Origin of the sequence: Geomicrobium sp. JCM 19039, from assembly GCF_000698145.1 — a bacterium.
In the GTDB taxonomy this organism is placed as follows: domain Bacteria; phylum Bacillota; class Bacilli; order Bacillales; family Marinococcaceae; genus Geomicrobium_A.
Genome location: NZ_BAXB01000019.1, coordinates 37027 through 55807, shown reverse-complemented (window position 1 = coordinate 55807; position 18781 = coordinate 37027). Strand labels below are relative to the sequence as shown.

23 protein-coding genes and 1 pseudogene are annotated in these 18781 nt (G+C 43.2%); all 24 read left to right on the top strand.

From position 1 onward, the window contains the following. Window positions 1-177: 177 nt before the first annotated feature. A complete protein-coding gene (locus JCM19039_RS22470; protein ID WP_052398880.1) occupies window positions 178-516 on the top strand; it encodes a hypothetical protein in 339 nt (112 codons plus the stop codon). Then, entirely contained in the window at window positions 447-851 is a 405-nt protein-coding gene (locus tag JCM19039_RS26705; protein WP_052398879.1) for an ABC transporter substrate-binding protein, read from the top strand. The genes JCM19039_RS22470 and JCM19039_RS26705 overlap by 70 nt, the downstream gene beginning before the upstream one ends. Next, window positions 779-1807 (top strand): ABC transporter substrate-binding protein, encoded by a 1029-nt coding sequence (locus JCM19039_RS22460; RefSeq protein ID WP_081834575.1) that lies wholly within the window; start codon window positions 779-781, stop codon window positions 1805-1807. The genes JCM19039_RS26705 and JCM19039_RS22460 overlap by 73 nt, the downstream gene beginning before the upstream one ends. 173 nt (window positions 1808-1980) lie before the next feature. After that, window positions 1981-3830 (top strand): annotated as a pseudogene (locus JCM19039_RS27455) (prolyl oligopeptidase family serine peptidase). Window positions 3831-4265: 435 nt separating this feature from the next. Then, window positions 4266-5090, top strand: a complete 825-nt coding sequence (locus tag JCM19039_RS16070) for a hypothetical protein (RefSeq protein ID WP_042429095.1) — start codon at window positions 4266-4268, stop codon at window positions 5088-5090. After that, a complete protein-coding gene (locus JCM19039_RS16065) occupies window positions 5087-5863 on the top strand; it encodes a Flp pilus assembly protein CpaB (protein ID WP_042429094.1) in 777 nt (258 codons plus the stop codon). The genes JCM19039_RS16070 and JCM19039_RS16065 overlap by 4 nt, the downstream gene beginning before the upstream one ends. A 17-nt stretch (window positions 5864-5880) precedes the next feature. Then, entirely contained in the window at window positions 5881-6996 is a 1116-nt protein-coding gene (locus JCM19039_RS16060; protein ID WP_042429091.1) for an AAA family ATPase, read from the top strand. 87 nt (window positions 6997-7083) lie between these two features. Then, a complete protein-coding gene (locus JCM19039_RS16055) occupies window positions 7084-8352 on the top strand; it encodes a CpaF family protein (protein ID WP_081834574.1) in 1269 nt (422 codons plus the stop codon). Then, window positions 8321-8896, top strand: coding sequence for a type II secretion system F family protein (locus JCM19039_RS16050; protein ID WP_042429089.1), 576 nt, complete (start codon window positions 8321-8323; stop codon window positions 8894-8896). Before JCM19039_RS16055 ends, JCM19039_RS16050 begins: the two co-directional genes overlap by 32 nt. Beyond that, complete coding sequence (locus JCM19039_RS16045) at window positions 8815-9279, top strand: type II secretion system F family protein (protein ID WP_081834573.1); 465 nt, start codon at window positions 8815-8817, stop codon at window positions 9277-9279. The genes JCM19039_RS16050 and JCM19039_RS16045 overlap by 82 nt, the downstream gene beginning before the upstream one ends. Window positions 9280-9282: 3 nt before the next feature. Continuing rightward, window positions 9283-10125 carry a type II secretion system F family protein gene (locus JCM19039_RS16040; protein ID WP_052398876.1) on the top strand — a complete coding sequence of 281 codons (843 nt, stop codon included), beginning with the start codon at window positions 9283-9285 and terminating at the stop codon, window positions 10123-10125. Between the two features lie 126 nt (window positions 10126-10251). Then, window positions 10252-10476 (top strand): hypothetical protein, encoded by a 225-nt coding sequence (locus JCM19039_RS16035; RefSeq protein WP_042429084.1) that lies wholly within the window; start codon window positions 10252-10254, stop codon window positions 10474-10476. Window positions 10477-10506: 30 nt separating this feature from the next. Then, window positions 10507-10911, top strand: coding sequence for a TadE/TadG family type IV pilus assembly protein (locus JCM19039_RS16030; protein ID WP_042429082.1), 405 nt, complete (start codon window positions 10507-10509; stop codon window positions 10909-10911). Beyond that, a complete protein-coding gene (locus JCM19039_RS16025) occupies window positions 10908-11597 on the top strand; it encodes a hypothetical protein (RefSeq protein WP_042429079.1) in 690 nt (229 codons plus the stop codon). Before JCM19039_RS16030 ends, JCM19039_RS16025 begins: the two co-directional genes overlap by 4 nt. A 215-nt stretch (window positions 11598-11812) precedes the next feature. Further along, complete coding sequence (locus tag JCM19039_RS16015) at window positions 11813-13183, top strand: hypothetical protein (protein WP_152550243.1); 1371 nt, start codon at window positions 11813-11815, stop codon at window positions 13181-13183. A 17-nt stretch (window positions 13184-13200) separates the two neighbouring features. Further along, the gene (locus tag JCM19039_RS16010; RefSeq protein ID WP_152550242.1) at window positions 13201-13491 is read left to right on the top strand and encodes a hypothetical protein; all 291 of its coding nucleotides are present in this window, start codon (window positions 13201-13203) and stop codon (window positions 13489-13491) included. 15 nt (window positions 13492-13506) lie between these two features. After that, window positions 13507-13908: a hypothetical protein gene (locus JCM19039_RS24535; protein WP_042429067.1), complete on the top strand. Its 402-nt coding sequence runs from the start codon at window positions 13507-13509 to the stop codon at window positions 13906-13908. A 44-nt stretch (window positions 13909-13952) separates the two neighbouring features. Further along, window positions 13953-15320 (top strand): VWA domain-containing protein, encoded by a 1368-nt coding sequence (locus tag JCM19039_RS22455; RefSeq protein ID WP_052398875.1) that lies wholly within the window; start codon window positions 13953-13955, stop codon window positions 15318-15320. A gap of 101 nt (window positions 15321-15421) precedes the next feature. Then, the gene (locus tag JCM19039_RS15995; protein WP_042429064.1) at window positions 15422-15712 is read left to right on the top strand and encodes a hypothetical protein; all 291 of its coding nucleotides are present in this window, start codon (window positions 15422-15424) and stop codon (window positions 15710-15712) included. Window positions 15713-15907: 195 nt separating this feature from the next. Then, window positions 15908-16198, top strand: coding sequence for a hypothetical protein (locus JCM19039_RS15990; protein WP_042429061.1), 291 nt, complete (start codon window positions 15908-15910; stop codon window positions 16196-16198). 40 nt (window positions 16199-16238) lie between these two features. Beyond that, window positions 16239-17603 carry a VWA domain-containing protein gene (locus JCM19039_RS22450; protein ID WP_052398874.1) on the top strand — a complete coding sequence of 455 codons (1365 nt, stop codon included), beginning with the start codon at window positions 16239-16241 and terminating at the stop codon, window positions 17601-17603. Window positions 17604-17681: 78 nt separating this feature from the next. Then, window positions 17682-17972, top strand: coding sequence for a hypothetical protein (locus tag JCM19039_RS15980; RefSeq protein ID WP_042429058.1), 291 nt, complete (start codon window positions 17682-17684; stop codon window positions 17970-17972). Between the two features lie 45 nt (window positions 17973-18017). Further along, window positions 18018-18308: a hypothetical protein gene (locus JCM19039_RS15975; RefSeq protein WP_042429055.1), complete on the top strand. Its 291-nt coding sequence runs from the start codon at window positions 18018-18020 to the stop codon at window positions 18306-18308. A 15-nt stretch (window positions 18309-18323) separates the two neighbouring features. After that, window positions 18324-18725: a hypothetical protein gene (locus tag JCM19039_RS15970; RefSeq protein WP_042429052.1), complete on the top strand. Its 402-nt coding sequence runs from the start codon at window positions 18324-18326 to the stop codon at window positions 18723-18725. Window positions 18726-18781: the final 56 nt, after the last annotated feature.

Sequence of the window (18781 nt, the reverse complement as noted above, 5' to 3'; positions counted from 1 at the left end):
GCAGCGCACGTAGCCGTGCACGTGCACAACGGTTCCTTTACACGTATGGGGAGAGAGGCAGGTTCAGATTTTGCCCCCGCCCCCGTACCAGCACAAACCTGCCCGCTCAGCCGTTTCGCTTGTGTCCCCTTTTACCCAGTAGTAGAATGGTAGGAGTACATATTTGGAGGGGTAATTATGAGAAAATTTACGCACCGCATCGTCGGCGGAGCGGTCGTTCTTTCGCTCGCGGGCGCACTGGCTGCTTGTACGGATGACAGTGACGTTGAGCCGGAAGATGTGCCGGCAGGCGATGATGAAGGGGAAGAGGCTGCGGCAGATGGCGGCAATATTGTCATCGCAGTAGATTCGGACGTGGTCGACTTGGATCCTCACGGGTCGAATGATACGTCGTCTACGCACGTGAGAACGAACATTTATGAAGCTTGGTTGAGCACGACGCCGATATGGAGTTGCAACCGGCGCTGGCAGAAGATTGGGAACAGATTGACGAGTATACGTGGGAGTTCTACTTAACTGAGGATGCGGAATTTACGGATGGGACGCCATTTAATGCGGATGCGGTCATCGCGACGCTCGAGCGGGTGACGGATCCAGAAGAGGCGTCACCGCGTGCGTTTATGTATGACATGATTGAAGAAGTGAACGCGCTTGATGATTATACAGTGGAGATTGTGACGGAATATCCGTTTGCGCCATTGCTTGCGCACCTTGCTCATGATGGAGGTGGGATGATTAGCCCAACGGCGATTGAGCAGAAGCGGCGGGAGACCATAACTTGGATATTGATCCGGTGGGTACAGGGCCGTTTGAGTTGGACAATTGGTCGCAAGGAAATGAAGTTGTGCTAACACGAAATGAAGATTACTGGCGCGGCCCGGTCGCGTTGGATTCAGCGACGTACCGCATTGTTGAAGAGCAATCAACGCGGATTGCGATGCTAGATCAAGGGGAAGCCCATGTAGTGAACAGCATCGAACCGGCGAATACGAGCCAAGTAGAAAATAGTGAAAATGGAGACATTGCGTCTGTGGAAAGTTTGCGGATGGACTATCTCGGTTTTAACAACACGGCGGAACCGTTTGATGATCCTGACGTGAGGCGCGCGCTGTCGATGGCGGTGAACAAGGCGGAGATCGTAGAAGGAATTTTTGAAGGATTCGGATTGGAAGCGATCGGCCCCGTGAACTATCAAGTGTTTGGGTTTAGTGATGACATTGATCCGATTGAATATGATGTGGACGCGGCGGAGGAGCTGCTCGCGGATGCCGGTTACGAAGACGGCTTTGAAGCGGAACTGCTCGTTGAGTCAGGCAATTCAATTAATATGCAAATGGCCGAAGTCATTCAAGATCAACTCTCTGAGATTGGTGTGTCGGTGTCGATTCAGCTCATTGAGTGGGCAGCGCTATTGGATGCAACAGATGAGGCGAACTATGAAATGGTGCTTCTTGGTTGGACGACAGTGACGGGTGATGCGGATTACGGTACGTATGCGCTCTTCCACACCGACAGTCACGGACCTCCGGGCAACAATACGTTCTATACGAATGAAGAGGTCGATCAATTGCTTGATGATGCAAGACGGGAAACGGATGATGATGCGCGAATTGACATGTACCGCGAAGTCGCCCAACACGTGAACGATGATGCGCCGATGTTGCCGATTGTTCATGACGAGTTCCGCATCGGTATTTCCCATGATGTAGAAGGTTTATTCAATTGCCGCACGGAGTGTATGACCTTCGTGAAACGACGATTTCCGGCGAGGCGTCTGGCGGATACTAGAGATGAGTCGAGAGTGTGATGGTGACGCGCTCTCATCTTGCACAACCTGAGGGGGAAGAGCGGATCTTCTCTCTTTTTTTGTGGAAAATGTGGATAATTCCGTGAATATGTGAATAATTCTTACAACCTCTTGCAGGATTATCCACAACCTACGGCGAAACTGAACAATAGCAGATTGAAAGGATTGAGAACATGTATTTATCACCGAAAGAGCTCATCGAGATCCCGCAGTACCCGAATGTAGCGTTAAGTGGGGATGGGAGAAACGTGGCATTTGAGGAGCGGACGACCGACTGGAAAAAGAATGAATACCGGCGTCATGTGCGTGTATATAACTGTGAAACGAAAACGAGTACGCCGATGACGATTGGCAACACCGATAGCCGAGCACCGCGTTGGTCGCCTGACGATGCTGCGGTGGCGTATCTATCGCCTATAGATGGGAAAGACCAAATATTTATCCAGAAACTTTCATCAACGGGAACGGTTCAGCACACGTCCGCAGATGAGGGTGTAGAGCAATATGAATGGGCAACAGACGGGAACGGGATCTATTATGTTAGCAAACGCCCGTTATCCAAAACCGAGAAAGAGCGCAACGATACATATGGCGTTTACACCTATCAAGATGAGGACTTTCGCTATCATGAACTCTATTATCAATCGCTTGATGGCGATGCGGTTCCGCTGCTGCAAGAGTTGAATGTTCACATCCACTCCTTCGCGGTGTCGGGTGCGCGGCTTGTGATCAGTGCGGCTCCTACGCCTCGGGTTGTGGACGGGGTTCACCAAGCTGTGCGGATGTATGACTTTGGAACCGAACGCTGGGAGACGCTCGTCGAGGATTGCACGGGCAACGCGCGCCTGTCACCGGACGGGAGCAAAGTATGTTATACACACTTTCGGGACCCGAATCGGCATACGAGCAACAATCAGCTTGCGGTGTATAATATGAGTTCGAAAACGTCAAAAACCATCGATGTACCGATCGATGAGCACGTCACGCCAGTTAATTGGACATCACGTGGCATGTTCATCCAATGGGCGGAGCGAACAAAGCTGTGCATCGGGTTTGTTGATGAGGCAGGCCGTGTTGAACCGATGCACGCCGGCAGCGATGGCGTCGTTATGCTCGCTTCGACGAATGGTGAGTCAATCGCCTATACGAGGGCCACGTCGACCGAACCGTATGACGTCTACATAGACGACCAGAGGGTGACGAATAACAGCACGCACTTTACCGACAAACAGCTCGTCCAAAAAGAAATCATCACGTGGACGACCGCCGGTGGTGAAGAAATTGAAGGTATACTTTCTAAGCCCGTCGACTGGGATCACAGCAAAACCTACCCGCTCATCGTCGCCGTACACGGCGGCCCAGCCGGGACCTCCTTCGCGTTACAAGGAGTCAACCGTTACCAACCAATCGAATCCTTTATTGAAGAAGGCTTTCTCGTACTTGAACCCAATTATCGTGGTAGTGCCGGATACGGAGAATCTTTCCGAGGAGCCAACGTTAAAAACCTCGGAATCGGGGACTACGAAGACGTGATATCGGGAATCGATCTGCTCGTCGAAGAAGGAATGATTGATCCCGAAAACGTTGGCATTATCGGGTGGAGTCAAGGCGGATACATTGCCGCATTCTGTGCGACGTATAGCGACCGATTCAAAGCCGTATCCGTCGGGGCAGGAGTGACAAATTGGTACACGTACTATACGAATACCGACATCACGTCATTCACACCGCAATACTTAGCGAACGATCCGTGGATTGATCCTGACATCTATGCCCGAACCTCGCCCATGACCTACGTCCGAAACGGCGCTCCACCAACGCTCATCCAACACGGAGAAGCGACGTGCGCGTACCCGTTGCCAACGCTTACGAACTGTATCGTGGCTTAAAAGACACCGGCCAAGACGTGAAAATGGCGATCTTCAAACAGATGCCCCACGGAGCAACCAAACCCGGACAAAGCCTCGCCATTATGGAACAGAATATCGAATGGTTTCGGGAGAAGATGTTAACAAATACCTAAAGGATGCGGATAACGCATCCTTCTTTTGTTTCAAAATTATTAAGGAATAAGAGCAGATTTCGATATTTATTAAGAAATTCTTAACAATGTTACAAATTTTAGCTAGGGTACAAATTCACATTTTAAAAGAGTTCAATAGAACTAATTGTGCTAATATTTCGCTGTGTATTTCATTTGCTTATAACCAACATTCCAATAAACTGGTATTAATTGGAAATAATATCTGCCGAATAGATTAAACATAAGTTTAATTCTAAACTTGAGTCCTAATGTGCTCACTTTGCTAACTACCCCAAATATGATAGTTTAATCATTATTAAAACGAATTAATCACAGAATGGTCACAAAGTAAGAATTCGGTCTAGTTAGTTTAGCCGAGTATTTACGATCGTTGATTATATGAAAAAAGAAGTTTCAAACTGGGAGACTGTGAATATGTTAATCATTTTTGACGAGTGTTTGGGAATAGAAGAGTCGAGGTTTAATTGGAGCCAAGCATTTCGCAGTACAGTAAAGCCATCATTTGTCGGTAAGGACAGACAGAGACTAACAGACTTTCTTCATCATGCAAACTCCCCGCTAATTGCAAAATCTGTCAATCTTCATTCTTACAGTATTCAAGAAGATGTTACTTACTTCCATCAAATAGCTAGTGAACATGATGTGAGGCAACTGGTCTACTTTTATGACCCTCACTATTCAATAACCGAAAACTTATACCGTGTTAGAAATTGGCTACTTCCAGAAATTGAAATGTTGTTCATACCTGTTAAAGCAAATTTGCCTGAAATATTTTTTCTTTTGGAATCATTGAATCAGAAAGGTTCAGCGACCATCAAAGAAATTTCATCTCATATACAAAGAGGAATACTTGAACAATCAAGCTGGCTAATTACAACGAATCGAAAGAAACTTTTGACAAAAGAAAAGAAGAATAAGTTGTATCGACAAAAAGAAGCAAAAGATTATCAGTTAGTTCGAATTGATGGTAATAGTTCTACCCAGTTAAAGGTTCAGCAGAAAGGATCGCTTGAACAGCTCTGGAATTTGATCGTTGATAATAAAAGAGAAAACGACCACGTGTACGTTGTGGAAAATGGTCTCTCGTTTCAGTATGTAGGTGCAGATACAATGGTTACGCTTGACCGTCATATGTTGCCTCTTCACATACCGTTTGTCCAAATTATGCTTAGTAAAAATTTATACGAAAATCAGATAGTCGAGAAAAATAAAGAAACAATGGAGATGACCCACGTATGATCGATGCGAAAAGAAAAGCACTCATATTTTTAAGTTTAGCATTTGTCTTGGCGATCATTACGAGTGTTCTTGTATTAAATGAAATCAGAAGTGCTCAGGCTTCTTTAGGTGCAACAACGGAGGTAGCTGTAGCTGCAGAAGACATCCAAACCTACTCAGAGATTACCGAAGACATGGTCGAATGGATAGACATTCCGCAAGCTGAGAATATTCCATCATTTATCACAGATTTTAATGAGATTCAACAATCTGTTGCAATTGTTAATGTACAACAAGGAGAACTTCTAACACAAAACGTTCTTAGGTCAAGTGCCGACATTCCAGAGGATCACCGAATTGTTTGGTTAAATGCTACTGAGAATGTCGTATTGGATCAGCCAGTGGCAGCGGGTGATACAATCGACGTCGTTGTTACGTATACGCCCGAAGAATCAGACTTAGAAACGACGAGAATTTTTGAGAACATTGATGTCATTCAACGAGAAGAGCGTCAAGAGGAAGATAGTGGTCCTCCCAATATAAAAGTATCGTTAAACGTAAATGATGCAGAGCAACTTATTCATATGCAAAACACAGCTTCTTCAATTCGTGTGCTCCTAGCGAACCAAGTTCAACAATTGCAAGAGGATCAAAACGAGCCTCAAGAAGAAGAGGAAGTAATTGAGGAGGAAGATGTTCAAGACGAAGACGAAGAAGACGAAGAAGACGAAGAAGACGAAGACGAAGAAGATGATGATGAAGAAGAGGAAGAAGAGGAAGATGATGACGAATAATTCAGAGGTGTCTTTGAATGATGAATGTATTGTTAGTATCAAATAACAATGCTCTAGTAGAACAAATTACTCAGTTGCTAAATACAGAAGAACTAAATATTGACGTCTCTGAAGAGTGGACCGATTCGTTAGAAGAATATGTGTATGTGTTTATCGATGAACGAGTCATCGACGATCAAGAGCCTATCCGTATTCCACCGCATGTATATGCAGTAGGTCTCATGGATGACCCCTCTTTTGAAGTAACTAGAAGATGGATGAAAGCAGGTGTAAAGGATCTTCTCATTGTTTCTAAAGAGTTAGATAGATTAAAGGAAATTGTACAGTATACCCGCGATCATGTTCGTTTTGGTGGTCAGCATGCAGCAGCAATTGACCTATCGAATAAAGGCAATGTGCATGCTTTCTATAGCTCAAAAGGAGGCAGTGGCAAGACTTTACTGTCAACAATGGTTGCCCAGTGTTTAAAAGTCGAGCATAACAGTAAAGTCATTATGATTGACTTGAATGCACAATTTGGTGGATTGGAAGTCATTTTAGGATTAAACCATAGTCGTTCATATGTTGATTTATTGCCTGTGCTTAATGAGCTTAGTATTCACCACATCCAAAATATTACTGCAACTGAAGAACGAACAGGATTGGATGTGTTGCTAGGACCATCAAACCCTGAAACGGCCGAACAAGTGGATGATGAACTCATCGCAAGAATGATTCGTATCTGCCAAGAACACTACGATCATGTGGTGATTGACATGCCGAGTGACTTGAATTCTTTAAGTTTTACAGCACTGAACGAGTCAAAAAACATCTATTATGTTCTTACACCTGATAGCTTAGGGTTACGAAGTTTAAAACATGCAATTACTGTTTTTGAACGTTTTCAAATAGGAAAACGTCAGCATCTGTCTCTCATTTTAAATCGTGTGCACCAAAAGAATGAGTTAACGGAAAGTGATATAACTAAATTAATTGAAATTCCGGTCACGGGTACACTTCGAGCTGATTATTTTGGCATTCAGCCAATGTTAAATATGGGAATTCCTTTCTATTTGAAGAAAGGTCAAAAAGCAAAGACGAAACTGACAAAAGATGTGCAGCGGTTCATTTCAAAGACGATGATAACCAATTGATGAATATATAGGTGATGATGATGTCATGGATTGATAAAGCTTCAAAACAAGTGAATAGCTCACGGTCTAATCAACAGTGGAACATCCATGATCAAGAAGTGGATAAATGGGTTCGTCATTACAAAAAGTCGTCTAATTAAAGAAGCAAACCTAAAAACCATTACTACGTTAAACCCTAACGAGCGTAAACAAACCATTGAAAGACTCGTTATGAACATGATAGAAGACGAAAAAGTGATTCTACCGAGTAAAATCATGCAAGAAATTATTGAGCAACTCATTAATGAATCTGTTGGTTATGGGCCGCTCGAAGCATTGCTGCAACAAGAAGAAATTACCGAAATTATGGTGAATGGCCCTAATGACGTATTTATTGAGAAAGATGGGAAGTTAATGCGGAGTGATGTTCGTTTTAAGGATGAACAGCACATCCACCATATCATTGACCGTATTATCGCCCCACTTGGACGTAGAATTGATGAAAGTTCACCGATGGTAGATGCGCGCTTAATGGATGGCAGCCGGGTGAATGCAACAATTCCTCCAGTGTCTTTAGATGGTCCATCAGTATCCATTCGTAAATTTACGAAAGATCCTTTTTCATTGGATGATTTAATTGCTTTTGGATCTTTTCATGGGACGATGGGCAAGTTTTTGCAAAGTGTTGTGCAAGCGAAATGCAACATCCTTGTTTCTGGGGGAACAGGTAGTGGAAAAACAACATTGTTGAATGTCCTTTCTTCTTCAATTCCCCGTGGTGAGCGTGTGGTCACGATTGAAGATATGGCTGAGCTTCGCTTTGTATATGAGAATCTTGTTAGGTTGGAAGCTAGGCCTTCGAATATGGAGGGGACCGGAGAAATAACCATTCGCCAACTTGTAAAAAATGCACTCCGGATGAGACCAGATCGAATTATTGTCGGCGAAGTGCGTGGCGACGAAGCACTCGACATGCTGCAAGCGATGAACACCGGTCATGAAGGTTCATTGACGACTGTTCATGCGAACAGCCCCAAAGATGCTTTAGGGCGCTTGGAAGCAATGGTCATTATGTCGGGTCTCCCATTAAGTGTTGAGGTCATTAGAGGGTATTTCGTTGGTGCACTAGACTTGATAGTCCAGAGTGAGCGTTTAACTGATGGCAAGAGAAAACTCGTGAGTATTGCTGAAATGAGTGAAGTTGATGGTAAAATTCAGATCAATGATATTTTTAGATTTAAGCGTGAAACGACAGATGCAGATGGAAACGTAGTAGGGCACTTTGAAGCGACAGGTTATGTACCAAAGGTGTTCGACCGCATTCAATCTTTTGGAATTCATTTGGATGAACAAATCTTTAAAGAGGGGGCGCTCTAATGAATATTACCCTCTTAAGTATGGTTGCGACGTTGTTATCTGGTGCGGTTGCAATTTTTTCCTCTGGAAAAGTAAAGAAGCTTCCAAAACGAATAAACGAGTAAGCGAATGGTTTGATACCGAAGAGGGCGGAAGAAGAAGTTTTCTTTACATTATTGGTGATCGTTATGATCAATCTGAGCTATCTGAAAACCTTCGATCAAAGATTCTAAAGGCTAACATTAATATTAAAGCTTCTGAATATATGGCGATTTGTATTGCCGTGTTTGCTGGATTGTGGGCCTTCTCAAATTTTGTATTACAGTTGCTCTTTCCGCTCGATCTCGCATTTTCATATGCAATTGTTTGGATTGGTTCAAAAGTTATATTGAAATCATTAAGTAACAAAAGGTCAACAGAATTGAACCGACAGTTGCCAGAGATATGCAGGATGATGAGTAAAACAATGAAGGCTGGTCTTACATTAACCCAAGGTTCGATAAGATTGCTGAAGAAATATCAGGACCGGCTGGGGAAGAGTTTGAGATTGTATCATATGAATTAAGTCTAGGCGACAACATGGAAGCTGTACTCAACCGCCTGATAGAGCGCGTAGATAGTGAAGAGTTAAAAATATTTGTCCATACTGTGCTCATCCAGAGAATTGTCGGTGGTAATCTTCCAGAAGTATTAAGTCATATGGCTGGGACATTGGAGGAAAGAGAGCGAGTTCATAAAGAGATCAAAACATTAACAGCCGAATCAAAACAAGTTTCATACTTGCTACCTGCAATGCCTGTCGTGATGGTAATTATGATGAATTTGGTTATGCCAGGTTTCTTAAATCCGTTGTTTACACCATTTGGTCTTGTGCTACTCGCAATTGTCATTGTGCTACAAGTACTTGCATTTGTCATTATTAGCAAGATGTCTAAGGTGAGGGTGTAGAAGATGAATCAATCATTTCTAGCCTTAATTACATTTATCATCGGGATCATTCTTTTTCTCATCTTCATAGCATTTGTTTACATCTGGCTGTTTGTTGCTAGAAAGCAAGGGTTGAGATCCTATGTAGGTGAACGACCTGAGACCAAGCGAAAACGACCGCTAAAAGAGCGTCTATGGTCACCTATTCTAAAGCTCTCCGATAAAATCGGTCCGACAGCTTATAAATACCCGATGTTTGCAAATGTAGAAAAGGATAAACAGTTCCTTATCTGGGCGGGTAGACCGCTGAATCTTACGATTGAGCAGTATTATGGCATGCGGTATGTCCTTGCTTTTGGTAGTTTACTTTTCTTTTGGATTTATCAGATGTTAGGTTTGCCTTTTGGGTTACCCCTCCTGCTTATCGTACCTATTTCAGGGTTTTTCTTCCCGCAAATCTGGCTCAGGTTAAAGGCGAAGGAGCGTCAAGAAATTATAAGCGTGAGCATGCCTGACTTTCTGGACATCGTCAGTATATCTCTAAAAGCAGGCGCTTCATTAGATGGAGCACTTCGACAAGTGGTCGATAAGATGGACGGACCATTAAGTGAAGAAATCGGTAACTACAACCGGGAAATTAGTCTAGGTGTCCCCCGAAAAAACGCGTTGCAGCGTTTATTGGATCATAATTATGCGAAGGAATTAGAATCACTTGTTCAAGCGTTAATCCAAGGCGATGATCTAGGTGTTCCAATTTCAACAACTTTTACTGTTCAGCCGACGATCTACGGCAAACGAGAAGTTTTAAGGCGAAAGAAAAAGCAGCGAAAATTAGTCCACAAATTACACTCGTCACAACATTTCTAATTGCACCGTCTGTATTTGTCCTAATTGTTGGCATGCTTTTGCTAAACGTTATGTACAACCCAGAAGGGTTCGGACTTGAAGTATTATTCTAATCATGTCATATCCTGTCAAGGAGGTGAAACTAAGATGAAAAAGCTATATGTAAAGGCAATGCACCAAGTGGAGAATGTCAAAGCAACATTGAAGGAAGAAAAAGGTGCTCTATCACTCGAGTGGGTCGCATTAGGTCTATTAGCAATCGTATTCATCTCTGTAATTATTGGATACCTTGCTGACAATAGTGATGGTGTCGGCTCAGCAATCGTAGGTAAGCTCGAGGAGTTTGTTGAACAAATCGGGTCTGGCGAATAATAAATATGAAATGATGAGGTGTGAGTCACCATGCGTTCATGGAAAAAATATGTAAAAAATCAAAAAGGCGCGCAAGTGCTCGAATTTGTAGCTGTTTTTCCGTTGATTATTTTTGCCTTTATGTTCATCTGGCAAATGGCATTGGTGGCTTATGGAATCGTCGTTACAGAAGCAGCTGTACGGGATGGCGCCCGTGCAGCTGCAGTTAGTGAAGATCATGAGAGTGCAGCTAGGGAGGCTATAGATAATTCATCAATGGGTGTTCAGGTTAACGAAGTAGATTCAAACGTGACAAGTACTTCTTACGGTGAGGAAGTAATTGTGACGCTTGAAACATATGTCCCTACAATTAATGTGCCATTTATAGGTAGCCTGGAACAGACCGTTTCCTCTCAAGCTTCGATGCCGTATGAGGTAGGAGATGATGATTCTTGAAGCATTTAAACCGAATGCGAAATGAACGAGGTTCAACATCATATATCGTCATTTTCATTTTGCTCGGCTCGATCCTCATCAGTTTTGTTTTTTTTGATTTGTTTACGACATTTTCTGGAAAGCGTATTAGTCAAACAGGTGCTGATGCTGTGGCAATTGCTGCAGCTACCGAGATGAAACGGGCTTATGAGCCTCATCTTGCTGAGAAAATTGATGATGAAATTGAAGATTTGCTTGATGAGATTGAAGAATATATGGAAGAAGAGGAAGCAAGTTGGGATGAAGCAATGAGTGAATTTTACGTCCCTAACGAGTTAGAGCAAAGGTTATTAAACTCATCGGCAGAACTTGAAATAGAAGTACCCGTTGATTATTTTGACGATGTATTTGATGATGCAGGGTTAACAGCGATCATTTGTGAAGGCATTTATAATCAACAATCGCGGATTGACGAAGTCACCCGATACTATGCAGGGCAAAACCGCGTTGAAGATGATTTCTCCATGCAATTTCCAGTTGATGGGGAAGCGAAAGTCATTATAAATACCAAACATCCAGTGTCTTTCATCACTGTAGGCGACGGCGAGTTCTCTAGTGAAAGCAGTAGAACGGTTACATCAGAAGCTGCAGCAAATGTTGTCTTGCCTGTAGAGATGGAATTCATTCCAATGAGTTGTTCAACGTAGTCAACATGACCATACACACATCTCTTAATCGTTTGAAAGGGAGGGGAAATCATGATTTCTCAACCAAGTAATAGAGGAAAATGGGTCATGTTATTGATGGCTTTTGCATTAATCTTTGCTCAATTCTTTTCTGGCGTAGCACTTGCGGACGATGACAATCGTGGCATAATTTATGATAATGAAAGAGAGACACGTCTGACAGATTCAGATTTTGATTGGGGCAACAGTGGCGGAGCCGGCAATTACCCAGCGGTCCAGGGCCATGGGCGCCACCAGGAGCAGGTCAACCAGGTCACGGAGCACCTGGAAATGGCGTTCCAGGTGCTGACTCTCCGGGCTCAGGTGTTCCTGGCTCGGGAGGCGACGGTGACGGATTTTGGAGTGGTCTTTGGAATGGGATTACCGAAACAGGTTCTGCCATTATTGAAGGCGGCGCTGATTTGTGGGATGGATTTACGTCTTGGACTGCGGATAAATGGAACTCAGTTACTAGCTGGACAGCGGACACATGGAATTCATTCACTGGATGGGTCGGTGATGTCTGGGATTCAATGCCAACGTGGGTTCAAAACCTCATAAAAACGATCGGTGTCATCGTGGCTGTAGTCGCTGTAATCGCTCTATTGGTCGTGGGTGGCGTAATTACACTCGTCGTTGGTGTCATAGCAGCGATTGGTGCAGCAATAGCAGCTCTTGTATACTTTGCTCTTAATGCCAACAGTGAAGATTTTAATATGCTGCACTCGTTATTATGGGCTACGGGGGGTGCACTGGTCGGTGGGTTCGGTGCTGCCTTATACAGCTCTGGTGCTCTTGCAGCTGGTTTTACAGCAGTTTCTACAGCGGTACGTGGGGTAGCTACACAGTTTGTAAATATGGTTGGTAGGTTTGTTATTACAATTGCTCTTTCAAAAGCATTAGGCGGCTGGGCATTTGTTTTTAAATTTATGGCGGGTGTCGCTGGGAAAGCTTTTGCAATTTCTGCAGGAACCTCTTTCATATTCGACCTTGCGACGGCTGGAATTAATGCGTTAACAACAGGTGAATTTAATTTCTCAGTTACAGATTCCTTAACGAATGCCCTGTTCGCAGGATTGACAGGCGCTGTAACATTAGGTGTTGCACCTGCGTTTAAAAAAGCGACAACAATAGGGAAAGTAGGTATTGCTACTTTTGCTGGCATCGCAACAGGTACGATTAATGTAATAAAGGAACTTGTAACGAATGGTACAGCGAGTTTAGGAGATTTTGTCATTGGTGCAACGCTCGCGGCTATATTTGTACCAATCACTTCTAAGTTTATTAGTCCATTGAAAGAATCGGTCAAGAAATGGCCGATTGGAAGATTGGCGATTGGTCTTGGGTTAGCTATTGACTATGTATACGGCAAGGTAAAAGAAGGGATACGGTTTGTTGTTGATGGTGTGCTCGGTCGACATAATCTACACGAAGACCCAGTAAACCTCTCCCATAGGGAAATGAGAATGATTGACCCCAACAATCCCCCAGTCAATGATGTAAGTACAAAGGAGACCAATCTACAACCGAAAGAACTCATAGACATTGAAGACGAATACTATAAATAATCTTTGAGGTGTTGATGTTGTCAGACACATTTTGGAAGAAACTACGATGGTGGGTATACATTGGCGGAGTAGGTGGGGTTGTTGTTTTTATCTATTTCGCCGACACACAGGCAGAAGCGATGGAGAGCTTTTTCAGTGACCGAATGTGGCTATTTGTTGTTGTTTTAATAATTGCGTGTATACTCTTTGTCCTGATCCCTCTCATTGAAATTCGACTAAGCCGAGGAGTGTTAGACTGGAGAACTATTGGTTTAACATTAGGTGTTGTTGCGGCATTAATTCTCTTCTTCTCACTCACAAGGCTATGACAGGAGGTTTTTATAATGGGTGAACCATTTACGCTATTTACAGAAAAAATCTCAGCACCTGATGATGCGAAACCTTACCAAGTCATGGTGAGCGCAGAGTTTCATGATCAAGGCGTGTTTAATCGTCTGCTAGCGATGGCGAAAGACCGACCTCGTCTCTGTGTATTGTACCGAGAACGTTTTATGTACACATTTAAAATTAAAAAAGAAAAGAAATATACGTTTGATATGGTCTACCGAAACGACAAGATTGATTACACCGAACAAACACTTTTAAACTTATTGGAAGAAAACGAATGGTTATACAAGTTCGAGGAAGAACGGTTGCAAGAAGAATTTTGCAAAGACGGAATGCAGACGATGGAAGACTTTCTGTTAAAAGCAAACCGATTGATACAAGAAAACAATACCTACTAATCTATCCAATCATTAGACAGATAACCTCGGAAGGGATGTTCTTCATGGTAAAGAACAGTGTGTTTGCTGCACTCTCGTTTTCAATTCTTCTCATAAGTGCGTGCTCTGACGACCCATCAAGCGACGAACCCGACGTTCAAGACGATGTAGAGTTGACGGATGAAAGTGATGATGAAAATGAATATGAAGAAGTATTGGGAGACATCGAACGATTTGCAGGGGAGGACCCAGAAGAATGGATGAGGACCGAGCCAGGAACATACGTTGGTGACGACTACGATGAGCAAATCATTTTAGATACAATGGAGCAGGTTATTCACAATGGGGCGGATGATGAAGAAGTATTCTACACGTTGTTGGACCTGGCCGCTGAAGATTTCCGTGACTACCAAGCATTTCTAGATGGTGCAGAAGTGGATTATTCCGCTGCGTCTGATCGCCCGGATGGAGAAGTTGATGTTGAGGATGAAGACAATCTGCAATTAAATGTTCAAGTTCTTTTTGATGCTAGTGGCAGCATGGCTGCATCGGTTTCTGACGGTGTCAAGATTGACGTGGCAAAAGATGCAGTTCAGGACTTTTTGAGTGAAATGCCTGAGTCAACAAACGTTTCTTTACGAGTGTATGGACATAAGGGTAGCAATCAGCGCGAAGGCAAAGAAGAATCTTGTGCAGGAACAGAAGAAGTCTATCCGTTGTCCGGATACGATGAAGAATCCTTTCGTGAAGCACTCGATCAATTTGAGCCTACCGGATATACCCCGATAGCTGCTTCAATTGAAGCAGCTCAAGATGATCTAGCAGCTCAAGATGATGAAAATGTAGAAAACATCATCTACATTGTAAGCGATGGAGAGGAAACATGCGGAGGCGATCCCGTACAAGCGGCTGAAAACTTGAATGGCAGTGACATTGAAGCGGTCGTAAATATTATCGGATTTGATGTTAGTGAAGAAGAACAGGAACAGTTAATAGAAATTGCCAATGCCGGTCAAGGTGAGTATTTACCTGCGGATTCTGGTGAGCAATTAGCACAAGCATTACGGGAAGAACAAGAAGCACTTGTCTCCGAGTGGAGAGACTGGAGTGTAGAGAATACCGAGGGCAACAGGAGCGAGCAATTGGAGTATGAAGAACAATCCAGAGAAATGGAATCAGAGATGACCGAATTAAGTCGTGAAGAACAAGACAACCTTTCAAGTATTTTGCAAACTCTAACTGAAGCGTCAGATAAAGATCTAAGAGAAGTTGAAGACATGATCCGAAACAGGGGAACGGAATTACGATCATACATGGGTGATGAGTCTAGGGACTTCAGAAGAGAAGCAAGGCAAGAAGGAATCGATCAACGCAGAGAAACTAGAGAAGAAAGCAGAGATGAAAGAAGTAACGTTGGAGATGATGATGAATAATTCCAGAGCTGCCCATCAGAAAAAATGGGCAGTTCTTTTCATAAATGGCCAGCGCGTGAACAACTAGTAACAGTAGCCATATGAAACTAGAGGTGCACAACTTGATATACAAGATCTTAAATTTCTCATCAACGTTTACAATTATCATCATGATTGCAAGCATATTTTCACTTATTTCTTTCTCTAACGAGTTAAATGCTTTAGCGGAGAATAATGTACTTCGATATTCATATGCAACATTATTATTAGTATTTGGCTCTTTCGCTGTAATGAATTTGCGACGAAAATCAAGGGAAGATAAAGTATTAACGAAAGAAGATGCGATACGAAGTGTAGGGGAACTGTTTGTGTTTATCGTTTTTATCACTGTATTTACTGGAATGCTCGGTTGAATGTTATATCCTTAATAAACTAGAGGCAATTACTTAACCATAATTCAGCAATGAAGAAATGCTAATTGATAAACCTTCTATTGTATAAAAGGTGACCGTGGAATATATAAAAAATTATCAAATCTTAAAAAAGGTTTTATTGGATGGGTCTGTTGCTTGTACAGCGGTCAGCAGTAAAAGTAAGAGGTGCAAACCTTGCTATACAAAATCTTAAATTTCTCTTCAGTAATGACAACAATAATATTAATTGTAGTTATTTATATGCTGTTTTTTATGAATAACGAGTTAAGAGCTTTTTTAGATAGCGATGTACGTAAATACGCGTTTATTTTAACGTTCTTATTATTGGGTTCTTTAGCTATGATGAATGTACGACGGAATTCAAGGGAAGATAAGGTCTTAACAAAAGATGATGCGATACGAAGCGTCGGGTTGCTCATTGCGCTCATGTTGTTTATGGCTTTTTTCAACGGAATGCTTTGGTGAATGAATCCCCCTGAATAAATACCCGAAAGGATGTCCGACCGTGAAAAAATATAGCATTCTCGGAATCTCACTTTCTTTGATGGTTCTCGCGGCGTGCGGAGGAGATAACGAAGAGGAACCAGAGCCGGAAGAAGCGGCAGATGAAGAAGCAACTGAAGTCTCAGGAGACGAATCAACGGATGAAGAGGAGACGGTGGACATCGGCGACCTCACCCGCTTCCAAGGCGACGATGTTGCAGAATGGCTTCGTGCGGAGCCGGGGACGTTTCATGGCGATGACTATGACGAGGAATTGGTGACGGCAACGTTAGAGCAAGCCATCAGTGAGGGAGCGGACGAAGAAGAACTCTACTATACGTTGTTGGATCTAGTCGCTGAAGACTATCGTGATTTGCAAGCTTTCATTGACGATCCGGGTATCGTGTTTGAAGGCGAATCAAGGGATGCCGATGAGCGTGAGGAAGAAGAGCTGGAAGCGGAGCTGAACGTGCAAGTCTTGTTCGATGCGAGTGGCAGTATGGCCGCTTCTGTTTCCGACGGCGTCAAGATGGACGTAGCGAAAGATGCTGTTGAGGACTTTTTGGGAGAGATGCCGGAAGGCACGAATGTGTCCTTGCGCGTGTACGGCCATAAAGGAAGTAACCAACGAGACGGAAAAGAAGAATCCTGTGCAGGGACCGAAGAAGTGTATCCGTTAAGTGCATATGATGAGGACGCTTTTAGTGACGCACTCAATCAATTCGAGCCGACAGGCTATACGCCTATTGCTGCCTCCATCGAGGCTGCCCAAGATGATTTGGCTGATGCAGACGGTGAGAACGTGCAAAACATCGTCTACATTGTAAGCGATGGTGAAGAGACGTGCGGCGGTGATCCTGTTCAAGCTGCTCAAGACCTTAATGAAAGTGATATAGAAGCGGTCGTAAACATAATCGGATTTGATGTTAACGATGACGAACGCGATTCTTTAATGGAAATTGCCGAAGCGGGACAAGGGGAATACTTGGCTGCAGATACGGGCGAGGAAATGAGAAGGCAGTTGCAAGAAGAATATGCGGAGCGGATCTTAAATTCACTCACTTGGGAACGAGAAAGTCATGTCGATAACTACGGGCAAACGAGAGATTTTCAGGTGGAAGCATTTGACGTTGATACAGAAATGCGTGTGCTCATAAATCAAGAACGCAATCAACAGCGCGAAGCTTTAAGAGAGGTTGATCTCGGCAGTCTCGATCCAGACATGATGATCGACTTCATCAATGAAAGGCGGGATGAAATCGGTGATTATCGAGATGAACAGATGGGGCTGATCCGAGAAGAAATCCGAGACGGCTCAAGTGAACGCCGCCATGAAATTGGCGATGAAGCAAGAGAAGAACGACGAGATATCCGAGATGATCGATAGCAGCCTCCACATTTGGAGGCTTTTTTCATAAAGTAATGGCTTAGTAGAAGGATCAGAAATCGTAGAGGAGTGGCAGAGATGTCAGACTCATTTTGGAAGAAATTGCGATGGTGGGTATACATTAGCACTATTGGTGGAGCTTTTTTATTCCTGTATTTGATGAATGCACAACCCAGTTTTATGGAAAGAGTTTTCGTTGGCAACATGTCTATGTTAATTATCGTAATTATGATCTCATGCATGCTCTTTATCCTAATCCCTCTCATTGAGATTCGATTAAGCCGAGGGGTGTTGGATGGAAGGACTGTTGGTCTTACATTTGGTGTCGTGATAGCACTGCTCATCTTCTTTTCGGTGACACGACTATAACATGAGGGTTATATAAGATGGATCATGCGCAAAGGAGTGGCAGAGATGTCAGACTCATTTTGGAAGAAATTACGATGGTGGGTATACATTGGCGGAGTAGGTGGGGTTGTTGTTTTTATCTACTTCGCCGATACACAGGCAGAAGCGATGGAGAGCTTTTTCAGTGACCGAATGTGGCTATTTGTTGTTGTTTTAATAATTGCGTGTATACTCTTTATCCTAATCCCTCTCATTGAAATTCGACTAAGCCGAGGAGTGTTAGACTGGAGAACGATAGGCTTAACCTTAGGTGTTGTGGTGGCACTACTCATATTCTTCTCACTCACAAGGCTATGACAGGAGGCTTTTATAATGGGTCAACCATTTACACTTTCTACAGAAAAAATCTCAGCACCTAATCATGCGAAACCTTACCAAGTTATGGTGAGCGCAGAGTTTCATGATCAAGAAGTTTTTGACCGTCTGTTAGCGATGGCGAAAGACCGTCCACGCCTTTGCGTTCTCTATCGTGGACGATTATTGCACTTATTTAAAATTAAAAAAGAGAAGAAGTATACATTTGATATGGTGTATCGAGATGACAAAGTTGACTACACTGAACAGACGCTTTTAAATTTATTGGAAGAAAACGAATGGTTGTACAAGTTTGAGGAAGAACAACTGCAAGAAGAGTTTCTCAATGAAGGAATGCAGACAATGGAAGACTTTCTATTAAAAGCAAACCGATTGATTCGTGACAACAATACCTACTAACCGATTCAATCCTCAGACAGGTAACCTCGCAAAGAATGTTCTTCATGGTAAAGAAA

Excerpts from the sequence above, each read along its gene's own strand:
- JCM19039_RS16070 (WP_042429095.1), top strand. The coding sequence starts at position 4,266 with ATGTTAATCATTTTTGACGAGTGTTTGGGAATAGAAGAGTCGAGGTTT.
- JCM19039_RS16055 (WP_081834574.1), top strand. The coding sequence starts at position 7,084 with ATGATCAAGAAGTGGATAAATGGGTTCGTCATTACAAAAAGTCGTCTA.
- JCM19039_RS16040 (WP_052398876.1), top strand. The coding sequence starts at position 9,283 with ATGAATCAATCATTTCTAGCCTTAATTACATTTATCATCGGGATCATT.
- JCM19039_RS24535 (WP_042429067.1), top strand. The coding sequence starts at position 13,507 with ATGGGTGAACCATTTACGCTATTTACAGAAAAAATCTCAGCACCTGAT.
- JCM19039_RS15970 (WP_042429052.1), top strand. The coding sequence starts at position 18,324 with ATGGGTCAACCATTTACACTTTCTACAGAAAAAATCTCAGCACCTAAT.
- JCM19039_RS22455 (WP_052398875.1), top strand. The coding sequence starts at position 13,953 with ATGGTAAAGAACAGTGTGTTTGCTGCACTCTCGTTTTCAATTCTTCTC.
- JCM19039_RS16050 (WP_042429089.1), top strand. The coding sequence starts at position 8,321 with ATGAACAAATCTTTAAAGAGGGGGCGCTCTAATGAATATTACCCTCTT.
- JCM19039_RS22470 (WP_052398880.1), top strand. The coding sequence starts at position 178 with ATGAGAAAATTTACGCACCGCATCGTCGGCGGAGCGGTCGTTCTTTCG.
- JCM19039_RS16065 (WP_042429094.1), top strand. The coding sequence starts at position 5,087 with ATGATCGATGCGAAAAGAAAAGCACTCATATTTTTAAGTTTAGCATTT.
- JCM19039_RS15975 (WP_042429055.1), top strand. The coding sequence starts at position 18,018 with ATGTCAGACTCATTTTGGAAGAAATTACGATGGTGGGTATACATTGGC.
- JCM19039_RS16035 (WP_042429084.1), top strand. The coding sequence starts at position 10,252 with ATGAAAAAGCTATATGTAAAGGCAATGCACCAAGTGGAGAATGTCAAA.
- JCM19039_RS16030 (WP_042429082.1), top strand. The coding sequence starts at position 10,507 with ATGCGTTCATGGAAAAAATATGTAAAAAATCAAAAAGGCGCGCAAGTG.
- JCM19039_RS15980 (WP_042429058.1), top strand. The coding sequence starts at position 17,682 with ATGTCAGACTCATTTTGGAAGAAATTGCGATGGTGGGTATACATTAGC.
- JCM19039_RS16060 (WP_042429091.1), top strand. The coding sequence starts at position 5,881 with ATGATGAATGTATTGTTAGTATCAAATAACAATGCTCTAGTAGAACAA.
- JCM19039_RS26705 (WP_052398879.1), top strand. The coding sequence starts at position 447 with ATGGAGTTGCAACCGGCGCTGGCAGAAGATTGGGAACAGATTGACGAG.